The 22,471-nt window shown below is 30.4% G+C and carries 18 protein-coding genes; 4 read left to right on the forward strand and 14 right to left on the reverse strand.

Translation table 11 applies throughout. The features are described 5' to 3' along the window. Positions 1-106: 106 nt before the first annotated feature. A complete protein-coding gene (locus Q0684_RS07140) occupies positions 107-898 on the forward strand; it encodes a universal stress protein (RefSeq protein ID WP_299014422.1) in 792 nt (263 codons plus the stop codon). A gap of 91 nt (positions 899-989) precedes the next feature. On the opposite strand, the gene Q0684_RS07145 is transcribed toward Q0684_RS07140, so the two are convergent. Continuing rightward, positions 990-1,547 carry a hypothetical protein gene (locus tag Q0684_RS07145; RefSeq protein WP_299014425.1) on the reverse strand — a complete coding sequence of 186 codons (558 nt, stop codon included), beginning with the start codon at positions 1,545-1,547 and terminating at the stop codon, positions 990-992. Between the two features lie 11 nt (positions 1,548-1,558). Further along, a complete protein-coding gene (locus Q0684_RS07150; protein ID WP_299014429.1) occupies positions 1,559-4,312 on the reverse strand; it encodes a PD-(D/E)XK nuclease family protein in 2,754 nt (917 codons plus the stop codon). Between the two features lie 144 nt (positions 4,313-4,456). Between Q0684_RS07150 and Q0684_RS07155 the strand changes: the two genes are divergently transcribed. The 3 genes from Q0684_RS07155 to Q0684_RS07165 are packed head-to-tail and all read left to right on the forward strand — an operon-like array spanning position 4,457 to position 7,287. Then, positions 4,457-5,410, forward strand: a complete 954-nt coding sequence (locus Q0684_RS07155) for a hypothetical protein (protein ID WP_299014432.1) — start codon at positions 4,457-4,459, stop codon at positions 5,408-5,410. Beyond that, a complete protein-coding gene (locus Q0684_RS07160) occupies positions 5,407-6,453 on the forward strand; it encodes a DUF3179 domain-containing protein (RefSeq protein WP_299014435.1) in 1,047 nt (348 codons plus the stop codon). The genes Q0684_RS07155 and Q0684_RS07160 overlap by 4 nt, the downstream gene beginning before the upstream one ends. A gap of 51 nt (positions 6,454-6,504) precedes the next feature. Further along, positions 6,505-7,287 carry an amidohydrolase gene (locus Q0684_RS07165; protein ID WP_299014438.1) on the forward strand — a complete coding sequence of 261 codons (783 nt, stop codon included), beginning with the start codon at positions 6,505-6,507 and terminating at the stop codon, positions 7,285-7,287. Positions 7,288-7,555: 268 nt separating this feature from the next. Here Q0684_RS07165 and Q0684_RS07170 read toward each other — a convergent pair whose 3' ends face one another. From Q0684_RS07170 to Q0684_RS07225, 12 genes are all read right to left on the reverse strand, one after another. Then, positions 7,556-8,539 (reverse strand): acyl-ACP desaturase, encoded by a 984-nt coding sequence (locus Q0684_RS07170; RefSeq protein WP_299014441.1) that lies wholly within the window; start codon positions 8,537-8,539, stop codon positions 7,556-7,558. After that, the gene (locus Q0684_RS07175; protein WP_299014444.1) at positions 8,539-9,273 is read right to left on the reverse strand and encodes a lysophospholipid acyltransferase family protein; all 735 of its coding nucleotides are present in this window, start codon (positions 9,271-9,273) and stop codon (positions 8,539-8,541) included. The genes Q0684_RS07170 and Q0684_RS07175 overlap by 1 nt, the downstream gene beginning before the upstream one ends. 62 nt (positions 9,274-9,335) lie before the next feature. Further along, positions 9,336-9,758 carry a hypothetical protein gene (locus tag Q0684_RS07180; RefSeq protein WP_299014446.1) on the reverse strand — a complete coding sequence of 141 codons (423 nt, stop codon included), beginning with the start codon at positions 9,756-9,758 and terminating at the stop codon, positions 9,336-9,338. A gap of 240 nt (positions 9,759-9,998) precedes the next feature. Further along, entirely contained in the window at positions 9,999-13,229 is a 3,231-nt protein-coding gene (locus Q0684_RS07185; RefSeq protein WP_299014448.1) for a carboxypeptidase regulatory-like domain-containing protein, read from the reverse strand. Positions 13,230-13,430: 201 nt separating this feature from the next. Beyond that, entirely contained in the window at positions 13,431-14,999 is a 1,569-nt protein-coding gene (gene pgi / locus Q0684_RS07190) for a glucose-6-phosphate isomerase (RefSeq protein ID WP_299014450.1), read from the reverse strand. Positions 15,000-15,003: 4 nt separating this feature from the next. Next, on the reverse strand, positions 15,004-16,284 hold the full coding sequence (locus Q0684_RS07195; protein ID WP_299014453.1) for a peptidoglycan DD-metalloendopeptidase family protein: 1,281 nt from the start codon (positions 16,282-16,284) through the stop codon (positions 15,004-15,006). A gap of 105 nt (positions 16,285-16,389) precedes the next feature. Next, positions 16,390-17,160 carry a DUF3108 domain-containing protein gene (locus Q0684_RS07200; protein ID WP_299014456.1) on the reverse strand — a complete coding sequence of 257 codons (771 nt, stop codon included), beginning with the start codon at positions 17,158-17,160 and terminating at the stop codon, positions 16,390-16,392. Between the two features lie 104 nt (positions 17,161-17,264). After that, entirely contained in the window at positions 17,265-18,182 is a 918-nt protein-coding gene (locus tag Q0684_RS07205) for a tryptophan 2,3-dioxygenase family protein (protein ID WP_299014459.1), read from the reverse strand. A gap of 349 nt (positions 18,183-18,531) precedes the next feature. Continuing rightward, positions 18,532-19,692, reverse strand: coding sequence for a 4-hydroxyphenylpyruvate dioxygenase (hppD, locus tag Q0684_RS07210; RefSeq protein ID WP_299014462.1), 1,161 nt, complete (start codon positions 19,690-19,692; stop codon positions 18,532-18,534). 343 nt (positions 19,693-20,035) lie between these two features. Next, a complete protein-coding gene (locus tag Q0684_RS07215; RefSeq protein WP_299014465.1) occupies positions 20,036-21,193 on the reverse strand; it encodes a homogentisate 1,2-dioxygenase in 1,158 nt (385 codons plus the stop codon). Positions 21,194-21,461: 268 nt separating this feature from the next. Further along, complete coding sequence (locus Q0684_RS07220) at positions 21,462-21,968, reverse strand: ferritin (RefSeq protein ID WP_299014468.1); 507 nt, start codon at positions 21,966-21,968, stop codon at positions 21,462-21,464. Between the two features lie 109 nt (positions 21,969-22,077). Beyond that, entirely contained in the window at positions 22,078-22,365 is a 288-nt protein-coding gene (locus Q0684_RS07225; protein WP_299014471.1) for a hypothetical protein, read from the reverse strand. Positions 22,366-22,471 lie beyond the last annotated feature (106 nt).

Consider the following 22,471-nt stretch of genomic DNA (forward strand, 5'->3'; position numbering starts at 1 on the left):
TGAAAAGCCCACAGTGAGGTTACGAACGAGGACTTGTAACGAAAAGCCTGACCCTTGTGGTAACGCCCAAAAAAATATGTAACTTTGCAAACTCAAATTTATGATTATGAAACATATTTTAGTACCTATTGGCTCTACAGAAAGTGCACAATCTACCTTACAATACGCTATTGATTTTGCAGAAGATAATAATGCTAAAGTTTTTGTTTTTAGGGCATATAGTGCACAATCTAAAGCGGGTACTATGGTAAATGTTAGTAATATTATTGAGCGTGAGACCAATTTGTATTTAAAAACAATGGTGAAGGCTTGTGACACTAAAAATGTTGATATTAAACTAATTGCAGCCAAAGGTAGTGTTACAGATAGCATACAGAATATTGATGCTGAATTGGGTATTGATTTGGTAATTGTTGGTGCTAAAAGTAACGCGATTAAAGAGGAAGTGTTTTTAGGGAATACTGCTGGAAATATTGTTAAAAAGAGTGATGTTACTGTTTTAACAATTCCTGATGGCTATGTTTACAAACCTATTTCTAGCATATTAATGGCGTTTAAATCTGGTATAATTAAAAGTAAAACTGCTTTAAAACCATTACAATTTATTGTAGAACACTACAAGCCTACCTTGAATTTACTTTTAGTGAAAACGCCAAATTATAAAGAGGAAGATTTGATTTTACATAGCGATTTAGACACTATGAAATCTACTTTAACGGTTACAGAAAATGCTACTACTTTTCAAGGAGTGCTAGAACATTTAAAAACGCTTAACCCAGATATGCTTTGTGTTTTAAGAAGAAAAAGAGGTTTTTTTAAGAAATTATGGGAGAAAAACACCATCTTAAAAGAAGAGTTTTACGCGAATGTACCTTTGTTAGTTTTAAGAGGGAAATAAATTTAATAGGTTTAATTGGTATTAGTTGGTTTAAAAATAGATTATTTGGTAGTTTGTTCTTTGCTAATTTTATAAAGCTCTCTCTATTTTACTAAGCATTGCTCTTGCTTGTATGATATGCATTTATTACTTTTTCTGAAATAAAAACTGTTGCAATAATTAGTAAAGTTGCAACCCAACCATTTGCAATTTGTTTTTTTAATAAACTTGCCAATACAAAACCGAAAACTAAAGCAACCAAAAGTATACCTAGGTTTTTTAGCAACTTTACTTTACCTGATTTTATTAAGGTTTCGTTTTTTAATTGAAAAGATTCGTTTTTATGAATATAGTTGTCTAAATTCTTTATAAAATCTTGGTATTGATTGGTAAAAGCTAAAGGTGTTATTGAGCCAAAACCTGCATTTATTACTTGGTAATGTATTTGAACTTTGTGATCTGCTAAAAAGTGAATTGTAATTTTTGATTGTAACTTGAAAATATTCGTTTTCCAAGTATCTAACCAAGTACATTTATTCTCAAAAATAATTTGTTGCTTTTCTTCTGTTGTTGCCCTAAAATTATAGCTTTTAAAATAAGTGAAAATCTTATTTCTCGTTGCTGAGTCATTTTTAAACCCGAAATTAAAAAATTCGCTGTATTCTTTCATAACAAAACGTTTTAATATTTTAAATCTGCAGGTTCTATAAAATTGATTTCTGGGTTGTAAATTTCTAAAATATAGGTTTTTATTTCTTCTATAAAATCTTCTAGTTTTTCTTGGGTAATTTCTACCTCTGGCTGTCTATAATTGCCTGAAAAATTTATGGGTAAAAAACCACTATTCATGTTTTTAAATGAATAAATTCCGGCTTGTAGTGGTTGTGTAAAATTGTAATTTTTATTTTTGGTATACAAATAAGCGTATAACAAAACTTGTATTGCTTTTAAATGCTTATCGTCTCTTAAATTATTAAAATCGGGTACTTTTAAATTGGCATTAGTTACCATACCTGTTTTGTAATCTATAATTCTTAACACACCATTCAACTCATCTACTCTATCTACTTGCCCATGTATTTTAACAGGAAAATCTATACCATCTATTTTAATTTCTGCAGCTAAATTTTCTTCTGTTGCTATTATTTTAAGTTGGTTGTCTTTATTAGCAACCAATTGCTTTTCTTGTTTTAAAAAATTAGCAACGAATCTTAAGGCTACCTCAAAAATCAGTCGGTTTTTACCGGTGTTTAAATTGCCATTTTTAAAGTGAATTTTAAAGTGTTTTACCACCAAATCATTTGCATCTTGTTGCATTTTTGTAACCACAGCTGTATTTAAAAATTTACCCACAAAAGGCGTATACAACTCGTCTAAAGTTTCGTGCACAACTGTACCTAAAGTATTAAATGCAACGGTTTCTTCTACATCATCCAACTCTTTTAACTTTAATATTTTTTGCTTGTAAAACGCAATAGGATTGTGCAAATAATTGGTTAATGCAGATGGTGAAATGCCTTTTGCCGCCAATTCTTTTAAACGATCTGCAGTACTATTGTCTTTTGTAATTTCTTTTAGCTTGGCTTTGTCTGATACTACTTTTGGCGCTATTATTTTTTGAATAATATCTGGTCTTATCATTTCTAATTGTGTAACAAACCTACTTTTTTCTCCACTTCCAAAAACATCATGTTCTGTGTTATAAATTATAAATACATTTTTTGCACGTTGCAATAATCTAAAAAAGTGATAGGAGAAAATAGCGTCTTTTTCTCTGTATGTTGGCAGGCCAAAGGCCAATTTAACATCAAAAGGAATAAAAGAATTTTGCTGTGAACTTGCAGGTAAAATACCTTCATTAGTAGACGTTAAAATAATGTTTTCGAAATCTAAAACACGGGTTTCTAACATTCCCATTAATTGCAAACCTTTTAAAGGTTCTCCTTGAAAAGACAAGGTTTCTGAACTAATTAATTGTCTAAAAAACACAGATAATGTTTTTAAATCTGTAAAATAATTAAATTCGGTTTGTAGGTTTTTTAACTGCGTAAAAATAGTATGAAATCTATATAAATATTCCTTTTCTAACGCTGTTACATCGTCTTTTAAAAGATGAATTACATTTAAAATTCTGTCTAAAAAATTACCAATTGTTGTGTAGGGCTTAAAAATGCTTTTAAGCGTATTATCTGGCTGATCTTCATTTACATCTAAAATGCTAATTATTTGTTTATAAGGTATAAATGTTAAGTTTTCTGATGCAATTTGTGTTATAAAATCTTGAAATTTCTTAGAATTTTGTGCCACTAATTGTTTATAAATTAATGGTGTTTTTAAAAAACGAACAACGTCTTTGTGGTAAAACTCTCCTTCTGTTACCTTTTGTAATTTTTCTTGTGAAATGAATAATTGAAAAATTGAAAACAACAAATTAGACACAGGTATATCCTTTAAAGGATAACCCATAGTAATATTTATAGCATTTATGTTTTTTGGCAAAGAGTTTAGTGTAATTGGTAGCAAACTCTCATCTGCCATAACCAAAGCTGTATTTTTAAAATCGGTAAAATTTTCTAAAATTTCTCCTGCATACTTTATTTGTGTTGTATTTTTAGAGGCACCAATTACTTGTATGTTTTTAGGTTTAGAAAAATTATTACTCAAAGATTTTAAAGTATTTTTCTCATAATACTTCCAAGTTTTCTTATACTTTCTAATAAAGGTTCCTGCTTGATGGTTTCCTTTGAAAAAGGTTTCATCTAAATCCCAATAAATATCTGCATTTCCTTGAGCTAATACTTCCTGAAACAAAAATTCTTCGGCTTTATTTAAGGCATTAAAACCTATAAAAATGTATTTTTTCTGGCTATTTTCTTTTAAGAAATTGGCGCAATTTTTACAAGCTTCTCTATACATTAAACCTTGGTAACCAATTTTATTTTTTAATAAAAATTGATAAAAAGGTTCGTAAAAGTTCTGTAATTTTTCTAAAAACGAATAATGATCTTTCATTAACTCGGTTTCTTTAAACGTGCCTTTTACAGACCATTTTTTTAGACGTTGTATGTCTCTTAAGTAGACAAAAATATCTTTGGTATCTATTAAATGTTGGTCTATTTCATTAAAATCTTGCAACACTGTAAACGCCCAAGATGCAAAAACATCAAAAGTATCTGGCTCTTTTTCTAAGTTTTTGTAAATGGTATAAAAATGAAATAACAATTGTATGTTATCTGCTTTTTGAACACCAGAAATTTGTTGCACAAATTGCTCTATATTTAGCGTTTCTGGTAAAAAACCAACCGTAATTTTATCTTTTAACGTTTGCTTTAAAAAAACTTTTGCTCTTTGAGATGGTAAAATAAATACCACATCTTCAAAAGAACGGGTTGTTTTTAAAATATTATCTAAGGTTTCTGAAATAAAAGATTGCATAAATTAGTGGCTTGCTATGAGAAACTAAATTACAAAATCTATAGTTTAGGAAACCTTTATTTTAAGAATAAAAATAAAGTGTAAGTTTTTAGAAATTATTTAGACTGATTAGTAAATTTTTTCATGAAGTTTGCTAGTATAATCATGTTAGTGTTACTTTCTGGACTACAAGTTTATGCACAAACCTGTTGTTCTGGTGGCGTTCCTTTGTCTAATAATCTTGGGCTTTCTAATGAAGGAAAAGGATCTTTATTGCTAGGTATTAATTATGATTATAATAATTTAAACACCTTAAATGCTGGTAGTACACGTTTAGATGATGATTCTAGACAACGCATTACTAATTCTATTTTAGCTAATATTGGATATGCATTTACAGATAAATTTTCTATAGAAACTTTATTTACTTGGGTAAATCAAACTAGAACAATCACGCAATTTGGAAACGAAAATTTTACAGAAACCAAAGGAATTGGAGATGCTGTAATTTTACTAAAATATACGTTGCCAAACGTTTTTAAAAACAACACTACTTTAAACATTGGTTTAGGCTCTAAAATACCATTGGGCAAATCAGATATTGTTTCTAACCAAGGCATTCAATTAACCGCAGATTTACAACCTGGCAGTGGTGCTTTTGATGGTATTGGATGGTTATCTTTAGCAAAACAATTAAATTTTAGACCTTCAGCTACTTTTTCTAGTAGTGTAACTTACAGATTTACTGGTGTAAATAATTCGTATTTAAACAATACATCTACCTATAAATTTGGGAATGTTTTACAAGCTAATATTAGTTATATAGATCAATTTTTAGTGGCTAAAACTATTGTAAACCCAGGTTTAGTTCTTAAATACAGAAAATCTACAGTAGATGAAATTGACAATTCGCCTATTCCAAATACAGGAGGTGAATGGCTTTTTGCTAGAGCTGAATTAACCATACAATTGTCTCAAAATTTAGGTTTTACCAATAAATTGGAAGTTCCACTTTATAGTTATGTAGATGGTACACAACTTACACCAACGTCTAGATTTACAACTGGTTTTACCTACAAATTCTTAAAAAAACAACCTTTAATAATAAACATAAAATGAAAAAACTTGCACTATTATGTATCTTAGGCATACTTGTTTCTTGTCAAAATAATGACAACAATATTGTAGAAAATAATTTTTCATCTGAATGGAGTATCCCAATAGCTGAAATTTTTGATGGTGGTCCTGGTAGAGATGGTATACCTGCTTTAACTAACCCAAATTTAGTAAATTCAAATGACCCTGAAAGTAGTTTTATAAGGGATACAGATTTAGTTATTGGTTATAAAAATGGAGACGATATTAGAGCATATTCTCATAGTATATTAGACTGGCACGAAATTATTAATGATAATATTGGCGATGTTTCTGTAGCGATTACCTATTGCCCACTTACAGGTACAGGAATTGGTTGGAATAGAATTTTAAACGGACGTGAAACTACTTTTGGTGTTTCTGGCTTGCTATACAACACCAATTTAATTCCTTTTGATAGGCAAACAAATAGCAATTGGTCTCAAATTTTAAATACAGCTGTTAATGGAGAATTAATTGATACCAAAATAGATTTAATACCACTTTTTGAAACTACTTGGAAAACTTGGAAAACCATATACCCAAATACAAAAGTGGTAAGTAGAAGCACGGGGTTTGCAAGAACATATGGTGTTTCGCCTTATGGCGATTATAATACGAATAACAATTTGTTTCTATTTCCTGTAGATAAAGACAATAGATTGCCACTTAAAGAGAGAATTCATACCATTATAAAAGGTACAAAAGCAAAAGCGTATACGTTTTCTACATTTGCTACTGGCAATGTAATTAGAGATTCTTTTGAAGGTGATGAGTATCTGGTAGCAGGAAATAACGAATTTATAGTTTCATTTCTTTTAGATGATACTACCAACTCACTAACTTTTGAGTATACTTATAATAATACAGAATCTTTATTAATGGATAACGAAGGTAATACGTGGACTATTTTTGGCGAAGCAATTGCTGGGCCAAGAACAGGACAGCGCTTAACATCTTCTGAATCTTTTATGGCTTTTTGGTTTTCTATACCTCCTTTTTACGATACAGAAATTTATAATCAATAATATATTATAACAAGTAGTATCTTTATAACATAATACGTGTAAATTTATGTTATGCAAAATTCAATAACTGTAGTAGGCATTCAAGCAAATTTGGTTTGGGAAAATCCTGCCAAAAATCTAGCTTTCTTTGAAAAGGAAATAAACCATTTATCAGAAAAAACTGATTTAGTAGTTTTGCCAGAAATGTTTACAACTGGCTTTACAATGCAACCCGAAAAAGTTGCAGAAACTATGGATGGAATTACTGTTTCTTGGATGCAGAAAATGGCTCAAAAAAATGACTTTGCTATTACTGGAAGTATTGTAATTAAAGAAAATAACACCTACTATAACAGGTTAGTTTTTGTACATCCAACAGGAAAAATTGAAACCTACAACAAAAGACATTCTTTTACTTTGGCTGGCGAGAATAAAGTATATACATCTGGCTTAGAAAAAATAATTATAAATTTTAAAGGTTGGCGCATTTGCCCTTTAATTTGTTACGATTTACGTTTTCCTGTTTGGGCTAGAAATACCGAAAATTATGATTTACTAATTTATATGGCTAATTGGCCTGTTACTAGAATTAAAGCTTGGGAAACACTCTTAAAAGCGCGTGCTATAGAAAATATGAGTTATGTAATTGGGGTAAATATAGTTGGTACAGATGCTAATGGTTACAACTATTCTGGAAACTCTTTAGTTGTTGATTATTTGGGTGAAGAAATAGCTAGTTTAGAAAATAATAAAGTTGGTTTTGTAACTGCAAAATTGGATAAAACTAAGCAAGATTTCACTAGAAATAAATTAGGATTTTTAAGCGATAGGGATTCATTTAAAATTTTAAATTAAAAAAAAAATAAGATTTCTCAATCGCCTAAAAAGGCTTGTTTAGAAATGACAACAATATAATAAAAAAGACCTTACAGATTTTTGAAACCTGTGAGGTCTGATAGATTTTTTTTGAAGTTCTAAGCGGTTATAAATGCGAATAGTTAGCAAATAAGACTGGCCTAGATTGAAGTCCTTGCACTACGCTCAAGACAGGCTATTGTTTGAGTGCTCACGCTTTTGGGCGTGAAGCGAGTAGCGAAAGCTGGAAATAGCTTCTAATAATTATTTAGGCTGGAATCATCCATTTGAATTCGAACTTTGTGTCTGGAATTACAATTCTTTCTGTAATTCTGTACATTCTGTCTGGTAATTTCATTAGGTAATCTCTTGCTTTTTCTGCTTCTGGCGTTAAGTTTGTAATCTTATCTATTTCCCACATTGTGTTTAACTTCCTTAGAATATCTACATAATCAAACCCTGTGTAAACGCCTACTCTTTGTGCAACTGCAGAAAAATCATCAAACAAACTGCCTTTTGCGCCAAAAGATTCTCTAAGGTGCATTGCAGGCATTACGATTTTATGTTTCATCATGTGTTGGAAAGCCAACATCATTTCACTTGGGTCTATTTTAAAAATTTCTTTTACAAAATGTGCGTATGCTTGGTGATGTCTCATTTCATCCCCAGCAATAATTTTAGACATTTTAGCCAATGCTTTGTGTCCTTTTTTACGTGCAATTTTTGCTACGTTATTGTGCGATACATACGTTGCTAATTCTTGAAATGTGGTATACACAAAGTTTTTATATGGATCTGTAGACGTACCAATATCAAAACCATCTGCAATTAAATGTTGTGTAGAAATTTCTACCTCACGCATATTTACTCTACCAGATAAATACAAATATTTATTTAGGGTGTCTCCATGTCTGTTTTCTTCTGCAGTCCAAGTTCTTACCCATTTTGCCCAACTATTATCTGGGTCTTGAGAAACACCATCTAAATCTAACAACCAAGATTCGTAAGTTGGTAATGCTTCTTCTGTAATTGTATCTCCTACTAAAACTACCCAAAAATCGTCATGCAATTCTTTAGACAATTCTCTAATTTCTTCTACTTCAGGAATAAAAGAATCTTTCTGAGAGTTTGGTAAGAAATCTGTAGGTTGCCAAATTTTTTCTGCAGGAATTAAATAAGTCTGCATAAACTCTTGCATTTTCTGCTCTAAAGTTTGCATTACTTCTATCCTTATATTTTTAATTGTAGACATTAATCTAGTTTTATGTGTTCTTTAATTACGTTTTCTGTTTTTTCTAAAAGTTCATCAAAAGGTAAAGTACTAATTTTAATTGCTTCGTGCACGGTTATGGTAATAGGAGTACCTAGCCCTAAAGGGAACTTACCATATTTAAATACTTTCCACGAATTATTAATAGTTAACGGAACTACATAACCGTCTTTATTGTACTTTGCAATTACTTTTAAGCCATTTGTGGCAAATTTCTTGGGCTTTCCGTTTTTACTTCTTGTTCCTTCTGGAAAAATAATTGCGCCCCATTTATTTTCCTTTAATCTCTTGGAGAATTTTACCAATTCAGAAATAGCTTGCTTGGGGTCTTTTCTGTCTATAAGAGCACCACCACCATGTCTTAGATTGTAAGAAACACTTGGTATGCCTTTGCCTAATTCTATTTTTGAAACAAATTTCGGAAATTGTTTTCTAAAATACCAATTTATTGGCGGAATATCAAAAGTTGATTGATGATTTGACACAAAAACAAGGGCCGTATCTTCTGGAATTTTATGTTTATTGATTAATTTTACAGGTACACCAATAATTAATAAGGATTTTACCAAGAAAAAATTTAAGGTTGCCACCATTTTTGCATGTGCTTTTGGCCCAAATAAATTTAGACTAAGCCATTGTAAAGGGTGAAATATGAGCAGCCATAAAAAAAATACTGCTACAAATATGGAGGACAAAATGTAACTTAAAATTTTCATTTATTTTAATTTGGATAAAATTCACTTCTGTTAGTTCAAACAAATTTTAAGCTAAAAAACATTTAGAACCAAGCACTCCAAGGAATTCTAGATAAAATTAATAACAAGCCAATACCATAAAATATTGCAAATGTTTTAAATTTAGCGGTGTCTGTTGTTTTCTTTTTATGTTTAGACCAGCCAATAGTTATTAATATAATTGCAATTAACATTGTTGTTGGGTGTTCTACTGCATATAATCTTAGTGTTTTATCTTTCATTACAGCAGCGGTATCTGAAGTTAACAACTCGAACCAAGGTGACATAAAATACCATACAAACCCTATTAAAAGTTGTATATGAGATACAATTAACGCAAATAAACCAATGCGTAAATCTTTGTCTGTAAATTGTTTTTTTTGCGTTAAACCAATAATTGCGTTTACCACTGCAAAAATTAAAATAGCTAAAACTAAATATGCCCAATACGAGTGTACTTCTTTCATTTGTTCGGTTTTTATTTTAAGGTGTAAAGTTACTAATTTTTAAAATAGAAATAAAGAAGCATTAGCATAGTACAACATAAAATATGTACTTTTTAAAAAAAATAACTAATTTGTAGTAAAACAACAAAAAACCATCATTTTAAAGTTAAAATGATGGTTTTTTAAAATTTTAAAAAGTAGTATTACTAACTATTTTTTTTACAAAATAGTTGTATTTATCTCTTTTTTATCTTTTTTACTTTAAAAAGAATATCTAAGACCTACTTGTACTTGCCATCTAGAAGATAATAAACCTATATCATCTATAATTTCTCTAGATGCATTAGGGTTAAATTCGTAAACAGGGTTTGTTTCGCTATTACCGCTAGAAACATTTTCTAAGAAAGAAAAGTTATTTACGTTAATAAATCTTTGCCCCCAGTTTTTATTAATCATGTTTGTAAAGTTAAATACGTCTAATGATAATTGTACTGTTTGCTTTTTATCTGCTACGTTAAAACTAATGTCTTGCAAAACTTTTAAATCTACTACATGGCTCCAAGGGTTTCTGTCTCCATTACGCTCTACATAATCTCCTCTTCTACTACTTAAATAATCGTCTGCATCAATGTAAGCATTTAATGCTTCCCACTCATCTGCGGTTCCGTTATTATTAGTATCTGCTAAATTAATTTCGCTAGCATTTGCTGGTACATAAATTAATGCGTTGTCTCTAGAATCGTCATTTAAAACTCTTCTTCTTCCAGAATATGTGTAAGAGAATGGTTGCCCATCTAAACCTTCATAAACTAAACCTACAAAAGTTTTAAAAGTATCATTCCAAATAAATTCTTTTCCTACAGTTGCTAAAATTCTATGACCTTGTGCAAAATCTGACCTTGATAAATCTGGTCTGTTTTTACCATTTACTGTTTGTATGTTTCTCCATTGAGAACTATTTTGAGAAGATGTTCCATCAAAAATAGATTTTGCTTCACCATAAGCATATGTAAAGCTCCCATTAAAACCATTTTCTAATGGTTTCGTTAACGTAAAAGAAGCATTCCAAGAATATCCTTCACTTGTGTTTGATGCTAAAATAACACGGTTGTAATCACGCGTTACTCTATCACCATACTTTGGTCTTGTATCTCCAGGGCCAACCAAGTTACCTACTGGTTCTGCTACATTTAAGTTTTCGTAATAAATCGCAGAAATGTTTTCATTCCAAATAAAATCTGCAGAAGCTATAAGACCCCAGAAATTCAATTTTTGATCTATTGCAATGTTTGATTTAAAAATTTGTGGCAACATAAAGTCTTCCGCAAATAAATCTACATTACCTCCAAAATCATTAGAACCTGCTCTTAGGTGTTGAAACTGAGAATTTACATCTGGATTAAAACCAATTGGTCCTGTAACATCATTTTCATCTGTAAAACCACCAGTTGCACCACCATTGTTATTGTATGTTCCTCCTGGCCATACTAAAGGCAATCTAGAAGTAAATACACCTAAACCACCACGTATTTGAGTGTTGCTTTCTCCGTTAACATCCCAGTTAAAACCTACTCTTGGAGAAAAATGGATTTGTGTTTTTACTTTTTTACCAACTCTAGCACCTTGAAAATCTTTACCAGCAGCTTCAAATAAAGCAATATTTTCATCGCTATTAAAGTCTGGGTTTTCTGGGCCATTTTGCCAAATAGGAGTATCTAAACGTAAACCTAAAGATAACCTAAAGTTATCAGAAAACTGAATATCATCTTGTATGTAAACCCCTAATTGTGCAAAATCAAAATCTGCAGAACCAGATGATTCATCTCCTACAGCTCTGTTTGCATCTGCTACAGAGTAACCTGTTTCATATAAAAATGGTTCACCTCCACTAATAAAATCGTTTACGCTATCAAAAATATAATATCCGTAGTTACTTGGAAAAAACAAGTTTTTAGCACTTGTAAATTCATTATGTGTACCAACAGTAATGGTATGGATACCTTTATAAATTTCGAAATTATTTGTAATGGTTAAAATGTCTGTTTCTAATAAGTTCGCTGTAGAAAATCTTTCTGCACCAAATTGTATACCTTGACCAGCAAACGCATTTAAACCATCTTGAATTACAACAGAAGGAAAAGGATCTCCAGAAGGATCTCTATCATCTCTAACACCTGTATAACCTACCACTAAACTGTTTGCAAACTTATCTCCAATTGTTGAATTTAATTCTAAAGTTGCAGAATTTGTTTTACTATTAAATAATTCTGAACCTCCAATAAAACCAATTCTATTTGCATTAGAACTTCTAGCTTCTAAATTTTCTGCATCTGTATAACGGTAAGAGAATGATAATTTATTGTTATCATTAATATTCCAATCTAATTTGGTTGTTATTCTATTACTTGCTAGTGTTTGTGCACTTCCTTCAAAACCACCCATGTTGTAACCATACGTATTTTGAACAAAATCTGAAAGATTATTTAAATCTGCTAAAGAACTATCTCCAGAATACACTCCTGCATTAAAAGGTTGTGGTGTATCTCTATCTTCTCTTTCATAATTAAAGAAAAAGAATAATTTGTCTTTTACTACTGGTCCTCCAAGTCTAAAACCATAATTATATGCACTAAAATCTGCCAATCTTTCTCTTTCTCCATCACCCACTAAACCAGGAGGTGTTTTAGCAGCCAAATTTTGATTTCTCATAAAACCATAAACAGAACCTTCTAGTTCATTTGTACCAGATCTAGTTACTGCACTAATTGCTCCACCTGCAAAACCAGAAATTTTAACATCAAAAGGCGCAATAGATACTTGAAAAGATTCTATAGCATCTATAGAAAAAGGATTTACACCTGTTTGCCCACCATTTGTACCTGAAGCGGCTAAACCAAAAACATCATTATTTACAGCACCATCTATATAAATAGCGTTATATCTATTATTTTGACCAGCTAATGATATTGAAAAACCATCTGTTCCTTCAGAAATTTGAGCTTGTGGTGTAACTCTAACAAAATCTGCAATAGATCTTGATACTGTAGGTAAGGTGTTTATTTGTCTATTAGAAATATTTGTTGATGCTCCTGTTTTGTTTGCATCAAAAATACCGTTGTTACTTGTGGTAATTACAATTTCATCTAAAACACTAGCATCTTCAGATAATTTGGTGCTAATTCTCTCAGAATTACCTAATTCTAAAAAAATGTTTTCTTTTTTAAATTCTTTGTAACCTACGTAAGATATTTTTACGGTATATGGTCCACCTGCTCTCATGTTAGAGATTCTATAAAAACCATCAAAATCTGTTGCTGCACCATATTTACTTCCTGTTGGAATATGCACTGCAAACACTGTAGCTCCTGGCAAAGGCTCTCCTTTTGCGTCTGTAACCTTACCTCCCATAGAAGAGGTGGTAACACCTTGCCCTAATACTGTAGCTGTTATAAAAAACAGCACTACAAATAATAAGTTTTTAAAATTTTTCATTGTTTAAATTTAAGTTTTTGAATGTTCTGCAAAATTGTAGCTTTTACAGGTTTCTTATGTTAACTTAAAGTTAAGGTTTTATAAGTTTAGATTTAAAAAACATTTCTTAATAACTATTAATCAATATGTTACGTTTCTAAAAATTATTAAAATATTGAAAATTTTAATTAAAAAATTACGATTTGATAAAAAAAAAGTATTCTATTGTTTATCTAATAATTTTTTAGCCAACTCTTTTCCTAATTCTACTCCAAATTGGTCGTAACTATAAATATTCCATAAAATACCTTGTGTAAAAATTTTATGCTCGTAAAGTGCAATTAATTTACCCAAAGATTTTGGTGTAAGTTTCTCAAAAAGTATGGCATTACTAGGTCTGTTGCCTTCAAAAACCTTAAACGGTAAAAGTGTTGCAATTTTATCTTCTTCACCCGCAGTTTTTAATTCTAAATGCACTTCTTCTTTTGTTTTACCAAAAGCCAAAGCATCTATTTGCCCATAATAATTGGCCATTAATTTTTTGTGATGGTCTGTTAAACCGTATAAAGACTCTTTATAACCAATAAAATCTGCCGGTATTAACTTAGTACCTTGGTGCACTAATTGCATAAATGCGTGTTGCATATTTGTACCTGTGCTACCCCAAACTATAGTACCTGTTTGATAGTTTATTTTGTCTCCATTTCTATCTACTCCTTTACCATTACTTTCCATAATAGCTTGTTGCAAGTAATCTGGTAACTTTTTTAAGTACTGTGAGTAAGGTAAAACTGCCTCTGTTTCTGCCTCGTAAAAATTATTATACCAAATACTTAACAATGCTAAAATTACCGGTATATTTTTATCGAAATCGGTGTTTCTGTAATGTATATCCATTTCTTCTGCACCGTTTAATAATTCTCTATAATTATCAAAACCAACAGATAAACTAATAGATAAGCCTACTGCAGACCAAAGTGAAAAACGCCCTCCAACCCAGTTCCACATTGTAAAAACATTGGCTTTATCTATACCAAAATTATTTACTGCATTTAAATTGGTAGAGACCGCCACAAAGTGTTTTGGGATATCAAAAACTGTTGCCGATTTTAAAAACCAATCTTTTATAGTTTCTGCATTAGTAATCGTTTCTTGCGTAGTAAATGTTTTAGACACAATTACAAAAAGGGTAGTTTCTGGGTTTAATTTTTTAATGATTTCAGAAACGTGATCGCCATCAATATTGCTAACAAAATGTGTATTTAAATGATTTTTATAATACTGTAAAGATTCTACAATCATGTCTGGGCCTAAATCTGAACCTCCTATACCAATATTTACAATATCTGTAATAGATTTACCTGTAAAACCCTTCCATTTACCATTAATTACTTTGTTAGAAAAACTTCTAATTTTTCTTAAAGCCGTTTGTATTTGGGGCTTTATGTTTTTATTATTTACTAAAATAGCATCTTCTTTAGTGCTCCTTAAAGCAGTATGTAAAACTTCTCTACCTTCTGTTACATTTATAACTGCTCCTGTAAATTGTTTTTCTATGGCATCTTTTAAATCTACTTCTTTTGCCAATTGCAACAACAAATCTAGCGTTTCTTTGGTAATTCTATTTTTAGAAAAATCTACCAATAAATCATCTAACTGTATAGAAAAACCTTCTTTTCTATTGACGTCTTTACACAATTCTTTAATGCTAATTCCTTTAATTTCATTAAAGTGCTTAGTAAGATTTTGCCAAGCTTGTGTTTTAGTTGGATTTGTATTTTTTAAAGCCATTTGATTAATTTTTTGCTATTTCTGGTGAAATTTGACTTGGTTCTTTTGGTAGTGACAATTGGTTGTAATCTAGTTGATATTTTAAAGGATTAATAAACTTAAAAAACCTAGGTTTTATGCTATCATTTAACGGTTCTGCTTCTGGTAATTTAGTTTTAGGACTTAATGGATCTACTTGTCTGCCATTTTTCCAAAAGCGATAACAAACATGTGGCCCACCAGTATTACCTGTCATACCAACTGTACCAATAATTTGACCTTGTTTTACATAATCTCCTTTTTTTACGCTACGCTTTTTCATGTGTAAGTATTGCGTGGTGTAGGTTCCATTGTGCTTAATTTTTACAAAATTACCATTACCTCCTCTTCTTGTAGACTCTATGACTGTTCCGCTTGCGGTTGCAATAATTGGCGTACCAATATTTGCGGCAAAATCTGTACCAAAATGCGGTTTTTTTCTGTAACCATAATAAGCAATTCTTCTATTTGGATTGTATCTAGAAGATATTCTGTATTGAAACTTAATGGGTGATTTTAAAAACTGACTGCGTAGCATATTTCCTTTCTCATCATAATATTCTGAAATATTTTTTACAGAATCCGGTAAAAACCGAAACGCGTATAAATCTTGATTATTATGCCTAAACAAGACAGATTTTATATTTCCATAACCTGCAAATATGGTGTCATTTATATATTTCTCTTCAAACTTTAGTTTAAAAGAATCTCCTTTTTGTAATTTATAAAAATCTAAAGTCCACGCATAAATATCTGCAACAGCCCAAGTTAAATTGGCAGAAAGCCCTAAACTATCCATAGTATTAGAAAGGTTAGAATATATTTTACCACCTACTATTCTTTCTATTTTTTTTATGGGTTGTAAATATGTGTAAGCTTCTATAATAGAGTCTTTAAAATCTATTACAGTTGCATTTATTTTGTTGTTTTTATAAATAAAAACTTTAGCTTTATCTACAGAATCTTTACTTGCTAGAATTAAGTAAGGCTTACCAGCTCTTACTTTTCTAACATCAAAAGTATCTTTTATTGTATTGGCTATTTTATTTATTTTAGGAAAAGAAATATGGTGTCTATCCATTATTTCTCCAAAACTTTCCCCTTTTTTTATGGTGTCTAAAATTACTTTATAGTCATCTACTTTATAACCAAATTTATAAACCGGTTTTTTTACTTTGGATTTTAGAATTTTAGTTTGTTTATTACTTTTAGAGTCACAAGACAATAAAGTAATCATTAAGGTTAGGAAAAAGAATGCTTTTTTCAAAAAAATTGGGCTTTTTACGTGCGTTGCCAAAAATACAAATAAAAATCAGTTCTAATTAAAAGTTAGATAAAGTTACTAAAACGATAACGTTAAAATTTATACAAATTACTTGGTAATAAATTCGTTTGCCAGACCTTTATAAGCCTCTAATTCTGCTCGTAAAGAGCCTACTGCTAAAGACGCTTCCATTTTAATAGGTATTTTATTGGCATCATCTGTAATCCATAATGTTACACTTTCTTGCGCTTTAAATACTCTACCAGATTGTACTAAGGGTCTAAAAATTAGAGTGTTTATATTGCCAAACTTGGTTTTTAAAACTTCTTTACCTAAAAAACGAAGTTTAAAAGGATATGTTTGTGCATCTAAAAAAATATCTATTGCAATTGACTCTCCTTTTTTCATAAATTTTACTTCTTGATTTCTCAAATAGTAAAAAGCAGAAAGCATGTCTTGTACATTTAAAACTGGTAATGTAGTATCTTTTTGTTTTAAAAAATCTTGCACATAAGCGGTGTTATTATCATAATTAAAAGTAGTATTTACGTGCTTTTTATAACCTCCCTCGTCTATTTTTCTTTTAAACAAATATGGCTTTACCATAGTTTTATCAAAATAACTTTGATAATTGTCTTCTACCTTAAAAAACCATTTTATCATACCAGTTGTCCAGCCTAAACCTTTGCTATGAAATACGTTTTTACCATTTAAAACAGTTTCTTCTACTTTTAACACAGCTGTACCAGCTCTTAAAAAACCACTATAACTCATTTTATAACGCAGTTCTTCTCCGTCTTTAAAAGTCTGTATTTTTTTCTGACTATAAATGGAAGTCAAAAAAAGTAGTCCAAAAAATAATAATACTGTCTTTTTCATAAAAAAATTAAACTTATAATTTGGTAATGACAATTACCATTCCAAAATACTAAAATTAAACGATTTCTAAAATGGTTTATTTTTGTTTGCCTGCATAATTAAAGCTAAAAAGTACCCCAACTCTCTAATTCCGCTGCACTCCATAAAAAAGGGAAAAATATTCTTTTTTGAAATTTAGGATGCATATACTTTCGCCAACTACTACCTCCTGTTGCCTCTAAATCAGATTCTTTACCACCTATATATTTAGCTGCGGCATTATAATGTGCCATAACCCATTTAACGTTTACAGTATAATCATAATGGCGCATTGCTTTAATTAAATTTGCATTTTCTCTGCTTTTTTTAGGCAGTTGTTTAAATTTTAAAGACAAATTAATATCATTATAATCTTCCATAAAATCTATAAATTCTCCTAAATATTTTTTCTCGAAAAGATTTAATAAGGTAGATTTTTGTCCAGTTGTATAATTTTTTCCTGCTGCTTGCCAATACAAATGATTGTAGGCATTTTTTAAAGAAGAATTTCTGTCTATTTTATCTCTAAAACGTACGTCTATTAAGTGTATTAGTTCTGTAGATGCAAATTCAATTTTGCGATATTGTGCAGATTGAAAACCACTTGCTGGCGTTAATGTATTTCTAAATTTTAAATATTGCTCCTTTTCCATACCATCTGCCATTACAGTAAAAGAACTGCATAACATATCAAAATACCTGCTTATGCGCTCTAAATGCATAGTAAACTTTGCTGCAGTTACTTTTGTTGCTTTTGCTACCTGATCAATTTCCCACAAAATCATTTTAAACAACAACTCGTTTACTTGATGATACATTATAAAAACCATTTCATCTGGCTGTGTAGTTCTTGGGGTTTGTAATCCTAAAAGTGCATCTGTCTGAATATAATCCCAATAAGTAATTGGTGTACTGTGTAATAAACCTTCTAACATGGCATCTACAGGCACACCTAATTTATCATATTTTTCTTCTATGGCTTTTAGTATTTCTTCTCTATTCATTTGTATTGATTGTAAAACAAAGATAAATAGTTTTATAGAAAAGACCACACAGAATTAAAAACCTGTGTGGTCTGTTGAATTAAAATTATTTTATGTAAAATTTCTCTTCATAAAACTTCGGAATTGAAATGATAAATAAAATGTTATTACTGAAAAGTGGGAAATCTTTCTTATTAAATTTTTAAATAAAAAAATTATTTAATACGATGTTTTTTTTATGTGAGATTTCTCCTTACGTCGAAATAACAAATTAGATAAAAATTAATTAAAACATCTATAATCAGATACTTAAACCCAATAAAACTACCAACTAAAAACTAAAAACTGAAAACTAAAAACTGCCAACTAATTAAAGCGTTCCTCTTTTGGCTTGTTCTCTTTCTATAGACTCAAAAAGTGCTTTAAAATTACCTGCTCCAAAACCTCTAGCTCCCATTCTTTGTATAATTTCAAAAAACAAGGTTGGTCTATCTTCTAAAGGTTTTGTAAAAATTTGTAATAGATAGCCTTCTTCATCTGCATCTATCATTATGCCTAAACTTTTTAGTTTTTCTATGTCTTCTTTTAATTCGTGACTGTGTTCTTCTAATCTACCAGGCACTGCTCTGTAATATTCTTCTGGTGGTGTAGATAAAAATTCTATTCCGTTTGCTTTTAATTGGGCAACTGTTTTAATAATATCATCTGTTGCCATTGCAATATGTTGCACACCTGGGCCTTCATAAAAATCTAAATATTCTTCTATTTGAGAACGCTTTTTACCTTCTGCTGGTTCGTTTATTGGGAATTTAATTCGTCCATTTCCATTAGACATTACTTTACTCATTAATGCAGAATATTCTGTATGAATTTGCTTGTCGTCAAAAGATAAAAAGTTAACAAATCCCATTACATCTTCATAGAATTTTACCCATTTGTTCATTTGATTCCAACCTACATTACCCACCATATGATCTATATATTTTAGACCAGCTGTTGGTGGATTATAATCTGATTCCCATTTTTGAAAACCTGGTAAAAAAGCGCCTTTGTAGTTTTTACGTTCTATAAACATGTGCACAGTTTCTCCATAGGTGTAAATTCCAGATCTTACCACTTCTCCAAATTCGTCTTTTTCTACGGTTGGTTTCATGTAAGATTTTGCACCACGTTTTGTAGTTTCTTCGTAAGATTTTGTAGCATCTTCTACCCAAAGTGCCACTATTTTTACACCATCGCCATGTTTTACAATATGGTTGTTTATTGGCGATTTGCTATTTAATGGTGTTGTAAGCATTATTTTAATTTTGTCTTGTGTTAAGACATAACTTACAGCGTCTTTTGCACCAGTTTCTAAACCACGATATGCGTGTGACTGAAAACCAAAGGCTGTTTTATAGAAATGTGCCGCCTGCTTTGCATTACCTACATAAAATTCTACATAATCTGTACCTAACAATGGTAAGAAGTCTTGTGCTCCTGAGAATATTTTTTCTAAACTGTAATTTACTGGTTGTATTGGTTTACTCATGATATGAATCCCGTCTTAATCTTCCCATTTCGATACAACTCAATGCAGGCTTGGGAAGAAACACTCTTTTGGGAATTGAGTGTAATCTGTTGATTTGATTTATCCCTCAAAGGGTTTTAAACCCTTTGAGGGTTGATTTTTTAAAAAAGCTATTCGTTTCCTAAATTTCAATTTTGTTGGCAAACAAGTTTAGCCGTGATTGAAGTGGCATCCTTTTTTGTTTTTCACAAAAAAGATATAATGGAAAGCGCGAAATAGCTTCTAATAATTATTGTAATGAACTTTTTTTTTGCAAGTTTTTACACAAGAGTATCTCTTCCCTTTGGGAAGACTAAGATGGGATTTACTCCAACCAACTCTTATAATAATTTTCATCCGCAATTTTTATGGCTTCTTCTGTAACCTGCAAAGGTTTAAAAGTATCTACCATAACTGCTAATTCTTCGGTTTTGGTTTTGCCGATGCTTTTTTCTGTAGTTCCTGGATGTGGACCATGAGGAATACCTGCTGGATGCAGCGAAATATGACCTTGATCGATATCATTTCTGCTCATAAAATCGCCATCTACGTAATATATTACTTCATCTGAATCTATATTGCTGTGATTGTAAGGTGCAGGAATGGAATTTGGATGATAGTCATACAAACGTGGCACAAAACTGCATATTACAAAAGCATTGGTTTCAAAGGTTTGATGCACAGGTGGTGGTTGATGAATACGACCTGTTATGGGTTCAAAATCGTGAATTGAAAATGCGTATGGAAAATTATAACCATCATACCCTACTACATCAAAAGGATGTGAGGCATAGGTCATTTCTATAATTTCACCTTGTTTTTTTACTTTAATTAGAAAATCTCCTAATTCGTTATAGGTTTCTAATTCGTGTGGTCTTCTTAAATCTCGCTCGCAAAATGGTGAATGCTCTAACAATTGCCCAAACCAATTTCTGTAACGTTTTGGCGTGTAAACTGGGCTGTAAGATTCTACTATAAAAAGTCTATTATTTTCATCATTGAAATCTAGTTTGTAAATAATGCCACGTGGAATTATTAAATAATCTCCGTATTTAAAATCGATATTTCCTAAATGTGTACGTAATTTTCCTGTTCCTTTATGGATAAAAATAACTTCGTCTGCATCTGTATTTTTATAGAAATAATCTTTAGTAGATTTTTTTGGAGCCGATAAAATAATGTTACAATCTGAGTTTGTTAAAACTATTTTTCTACTTTCTAGATAATCGTTTTCTGGTTTTACTTGAAAACCACGAAAACGATACGATTGTATATTATTGGCTTTTGCAATTTTTGGTTTTACTGAATATTGTTTGCCAATTTTTTTGACCATTGTTGGTCTGTGTTCGTGATAAGAATTGGTAGACATACCATCAAAACCAATAGTACCAAACAATTGTTCTGCATATAAACTGCCATCTTTTTTACGAAATTGTGTGTGGCGTTTTGGTGGGATTTTTCCTAATTTATGATAAAAAGGCATTTTGATAAATGTTTAATTGTTTAACTGTTAAATCGTTTACATATCTAAAAGGCCCTGAAACTAATTCAGGGTGACAGCAAGAAGTTTTATTCTGGATTCCGTTTTATCAGGAATTTTAAGTAGTATAGTAAATCTAAATACATATTACTAAAACGATTTCGTTGATTAACAAATATACAAAAAAGGGATTTTAATTTTTTGTTAAGTTTTTTGCATAAAAAAACCGAAACAAATTTGTTTCGGTTTTTAAATTTTCTAATTAGAAAGATTATTCTGTTGGTAATCTTTCGTCTATCATTTTTAATGGCATGTCTCCCATTAATTCAAATACACCTAGTATGCTTCTTACTGTATCTTCTTCTTCTACTTGCTCGTTTACAAACCATTGTAAAAATACTTCAGATGCAAAATCGTCTACCTTTCTTGCTTGTTTAAAACACTTGTAAATAGATTGTGTAACTTGTATTTCTTGGTCTAAAGAGGTTTCGTAAATTGCTTGTAAGCTTTCAAATTCGTTATTAACAATTGGTATTGCAGGAGAAACTGCTGCTCCACCAGCATCGTTTATGAAATTAAATATTTTCATTCCGTGCTCTCTTTCCTCTTCTGCTTGTTTGTAGAAAAACGCTTTGCTGTTTACCAAATCGCGTTGGTCGCACCAAGAAGCCATAGCTAAATAAGATGCTGATGCATGCATTTCTAATGCCACCTGTTCATTTAAAACATCCATAACTTCTGGATGAATTGTCATTTGTTTTCTTATTGCTGTTTTCATGATTATCTTGTTTTATGTTACAAAAATACACATAAAACAGTTTATATCTATGGTAAACAAGAAATTTATAAATAATCTAAATAAAAGGCGTTTAACTATGTAGGTATTACTAAAAGCTATAAAAGTAACATTCTAATTCTTCTTTTAGATCTAAAAGCTTGGGTATTTCTAAGAAAACCAAGTGTTGCCTGTCTGCAATTGGCAATAAAACAAAATTGTGATTATTAATAGTCTGTTCTAAATTTACGCAAGTAGTATGTTCTTTAACTTTATAGCGCAGTTGCAGTAATTGAGGAAAAGTAAGGGAAATTCTTTTATTATCTAATATTAAAAGATATTTACAAAAGGTAACCTTTTGCAATTGTGTGCTAAATTGAATATCTGTAAATACACTCATGCTGCAAAGATAATAATTTATTTAGAATAAATAAAGATAAAATTTAGCAATGTACTTCTAAAATACTATATTGATTTTATTAGATTCTCTAATTATAGGTTTTCAT

Source organism: uncultured Polaribacter sp., assembly GCF_947503875.1.
In the GTDB taxonomy this organism is placed as follows: Bacteria; Bacteroidota; Bacteroidia; order Flavobacteriales; family Flavobacteriaceae; genus Polaribacter.

Excerpts from the sequence above, each read along its gene's own strand:
- Q0684_RS07185 (WP_299014448.1), bottom strand. The coding sequence starts at position 13,229 with ATGAAAAATTTTAAAAACTTATTATTTGTAGTGCTGTTTTTTATAACA.
- pgi (WP_299014450.1), bottom strand. The coding sequence starts at position 14,999 with ATGGCTTTAAAAAATACAAATCCAACTAAAACACAAGCTTGGCAAAAT.
- Q0684_RS07215 (WP_299014465.1), bottom strand. The coding sequence starts at position 21,193 with ATGCCTTTTTATCATAAATTAGGAAAAATCCCACCAAAACGCCACACA.
- Q0684_RS07140 (WP_299014422.1), top strand. The coding sequence starts at position 107 with ATGAAACATATTTTAGTACCTATTGGCTCTACAGAAAGTGCACAATCT.
- Q0684_RS07160 (WP_299014435.1), top strand. The coding sequence starts at position 5,407 with ATGAAAAAACTTGCACTATTATGTATCTTAGGCATACTTGTTTCTTGT.
- Q0684_RS07180 (WP_299014446.1), bottom strand. The coding sequence starts at position 9,758 with ATGAAAGAAGTACACTCGTATTGGGCATATTTAGTTTTAGCTATTTTA.
- hppD (WP_299014462.1), bottom strand. The coding sequence starts at position 19,692 with ATGAGTAAACCAATACAACCAGTAAATTACAGTTTAGAAAAAATATTC.
- Q0684_RS07170 (WP_299014441.1), bottom strand. The coding sequence starts at position 8,539 with ATGTCTACAATTAAAAATATAAGGATAGAAGTAATGCAAACTTTAGAG.
- Q0684_RS07155 (WP_299014432.1), top strand. The coding sequence starts at position 4,457 with ATGTTAGTGTTACTTTCTGGACTACAAGTTTATGCACAAACCTGTTGT.
- Q0684_RS07175 (WP_299014444.1), bottom strand. The coding sequence starts at position 9,273 with ATGAAAATTTTAAGTTACATTTTGTCCTCCATATTTGTAGCAGTATTT.
- Q0684_RS07200 (WP_299014456.1), bottom strand. The coding sequence starts at position 17,160 with ATGAAAAAGACAGTATTATTATTTTTTGGACTACTTTTTTTGACTTCC.
- Q0684_RS07165 (WP_299014438.1), top strand. The coding sequence starts at position 6,505 with ATGCAAAATTCAATAACTGTAGTAGGCATTCAAGCAAATTTGGTTTGG.
- Q0684_RS07225 (WP_299014471.1), bottom strand. The coding sequence starts at position 22,365 with ATGAGTGTATTTACAGATATTCAATTTAGCACACAATTGCAAAAGGTT.
- Q0684_RS07145 (WP_299014425.1), bottom strand. The coding sequence starts at position 1,547 with ATGAAAGAATACAGCGAATTTTTTAATTTCGGGTTTAAAAATGACTCA.
- Q0684_RS07220 (WP_299014468.1), bottom strand. The coding sequence starts at position 21,968 with ATGAAAACAGCAATAAGAAAACAAATGACAATTCATCCAGAAGTTATG.
- Q0684_RS07205 (WP_299014459.1), bottom strand. The coding sequence starts at position 18,182 with ATGAATAGAGAAGAAATACTAAAAGCCATAGAAGAAAAATATGATAAA.
- Q0684_RS07150 (WP_299014429.1), bottom strand. The coding sequence starts at position 4,312 with ATGCAATCTTTTATTTCAGAAACCTTAGATAATATTTTAAAAACAACC.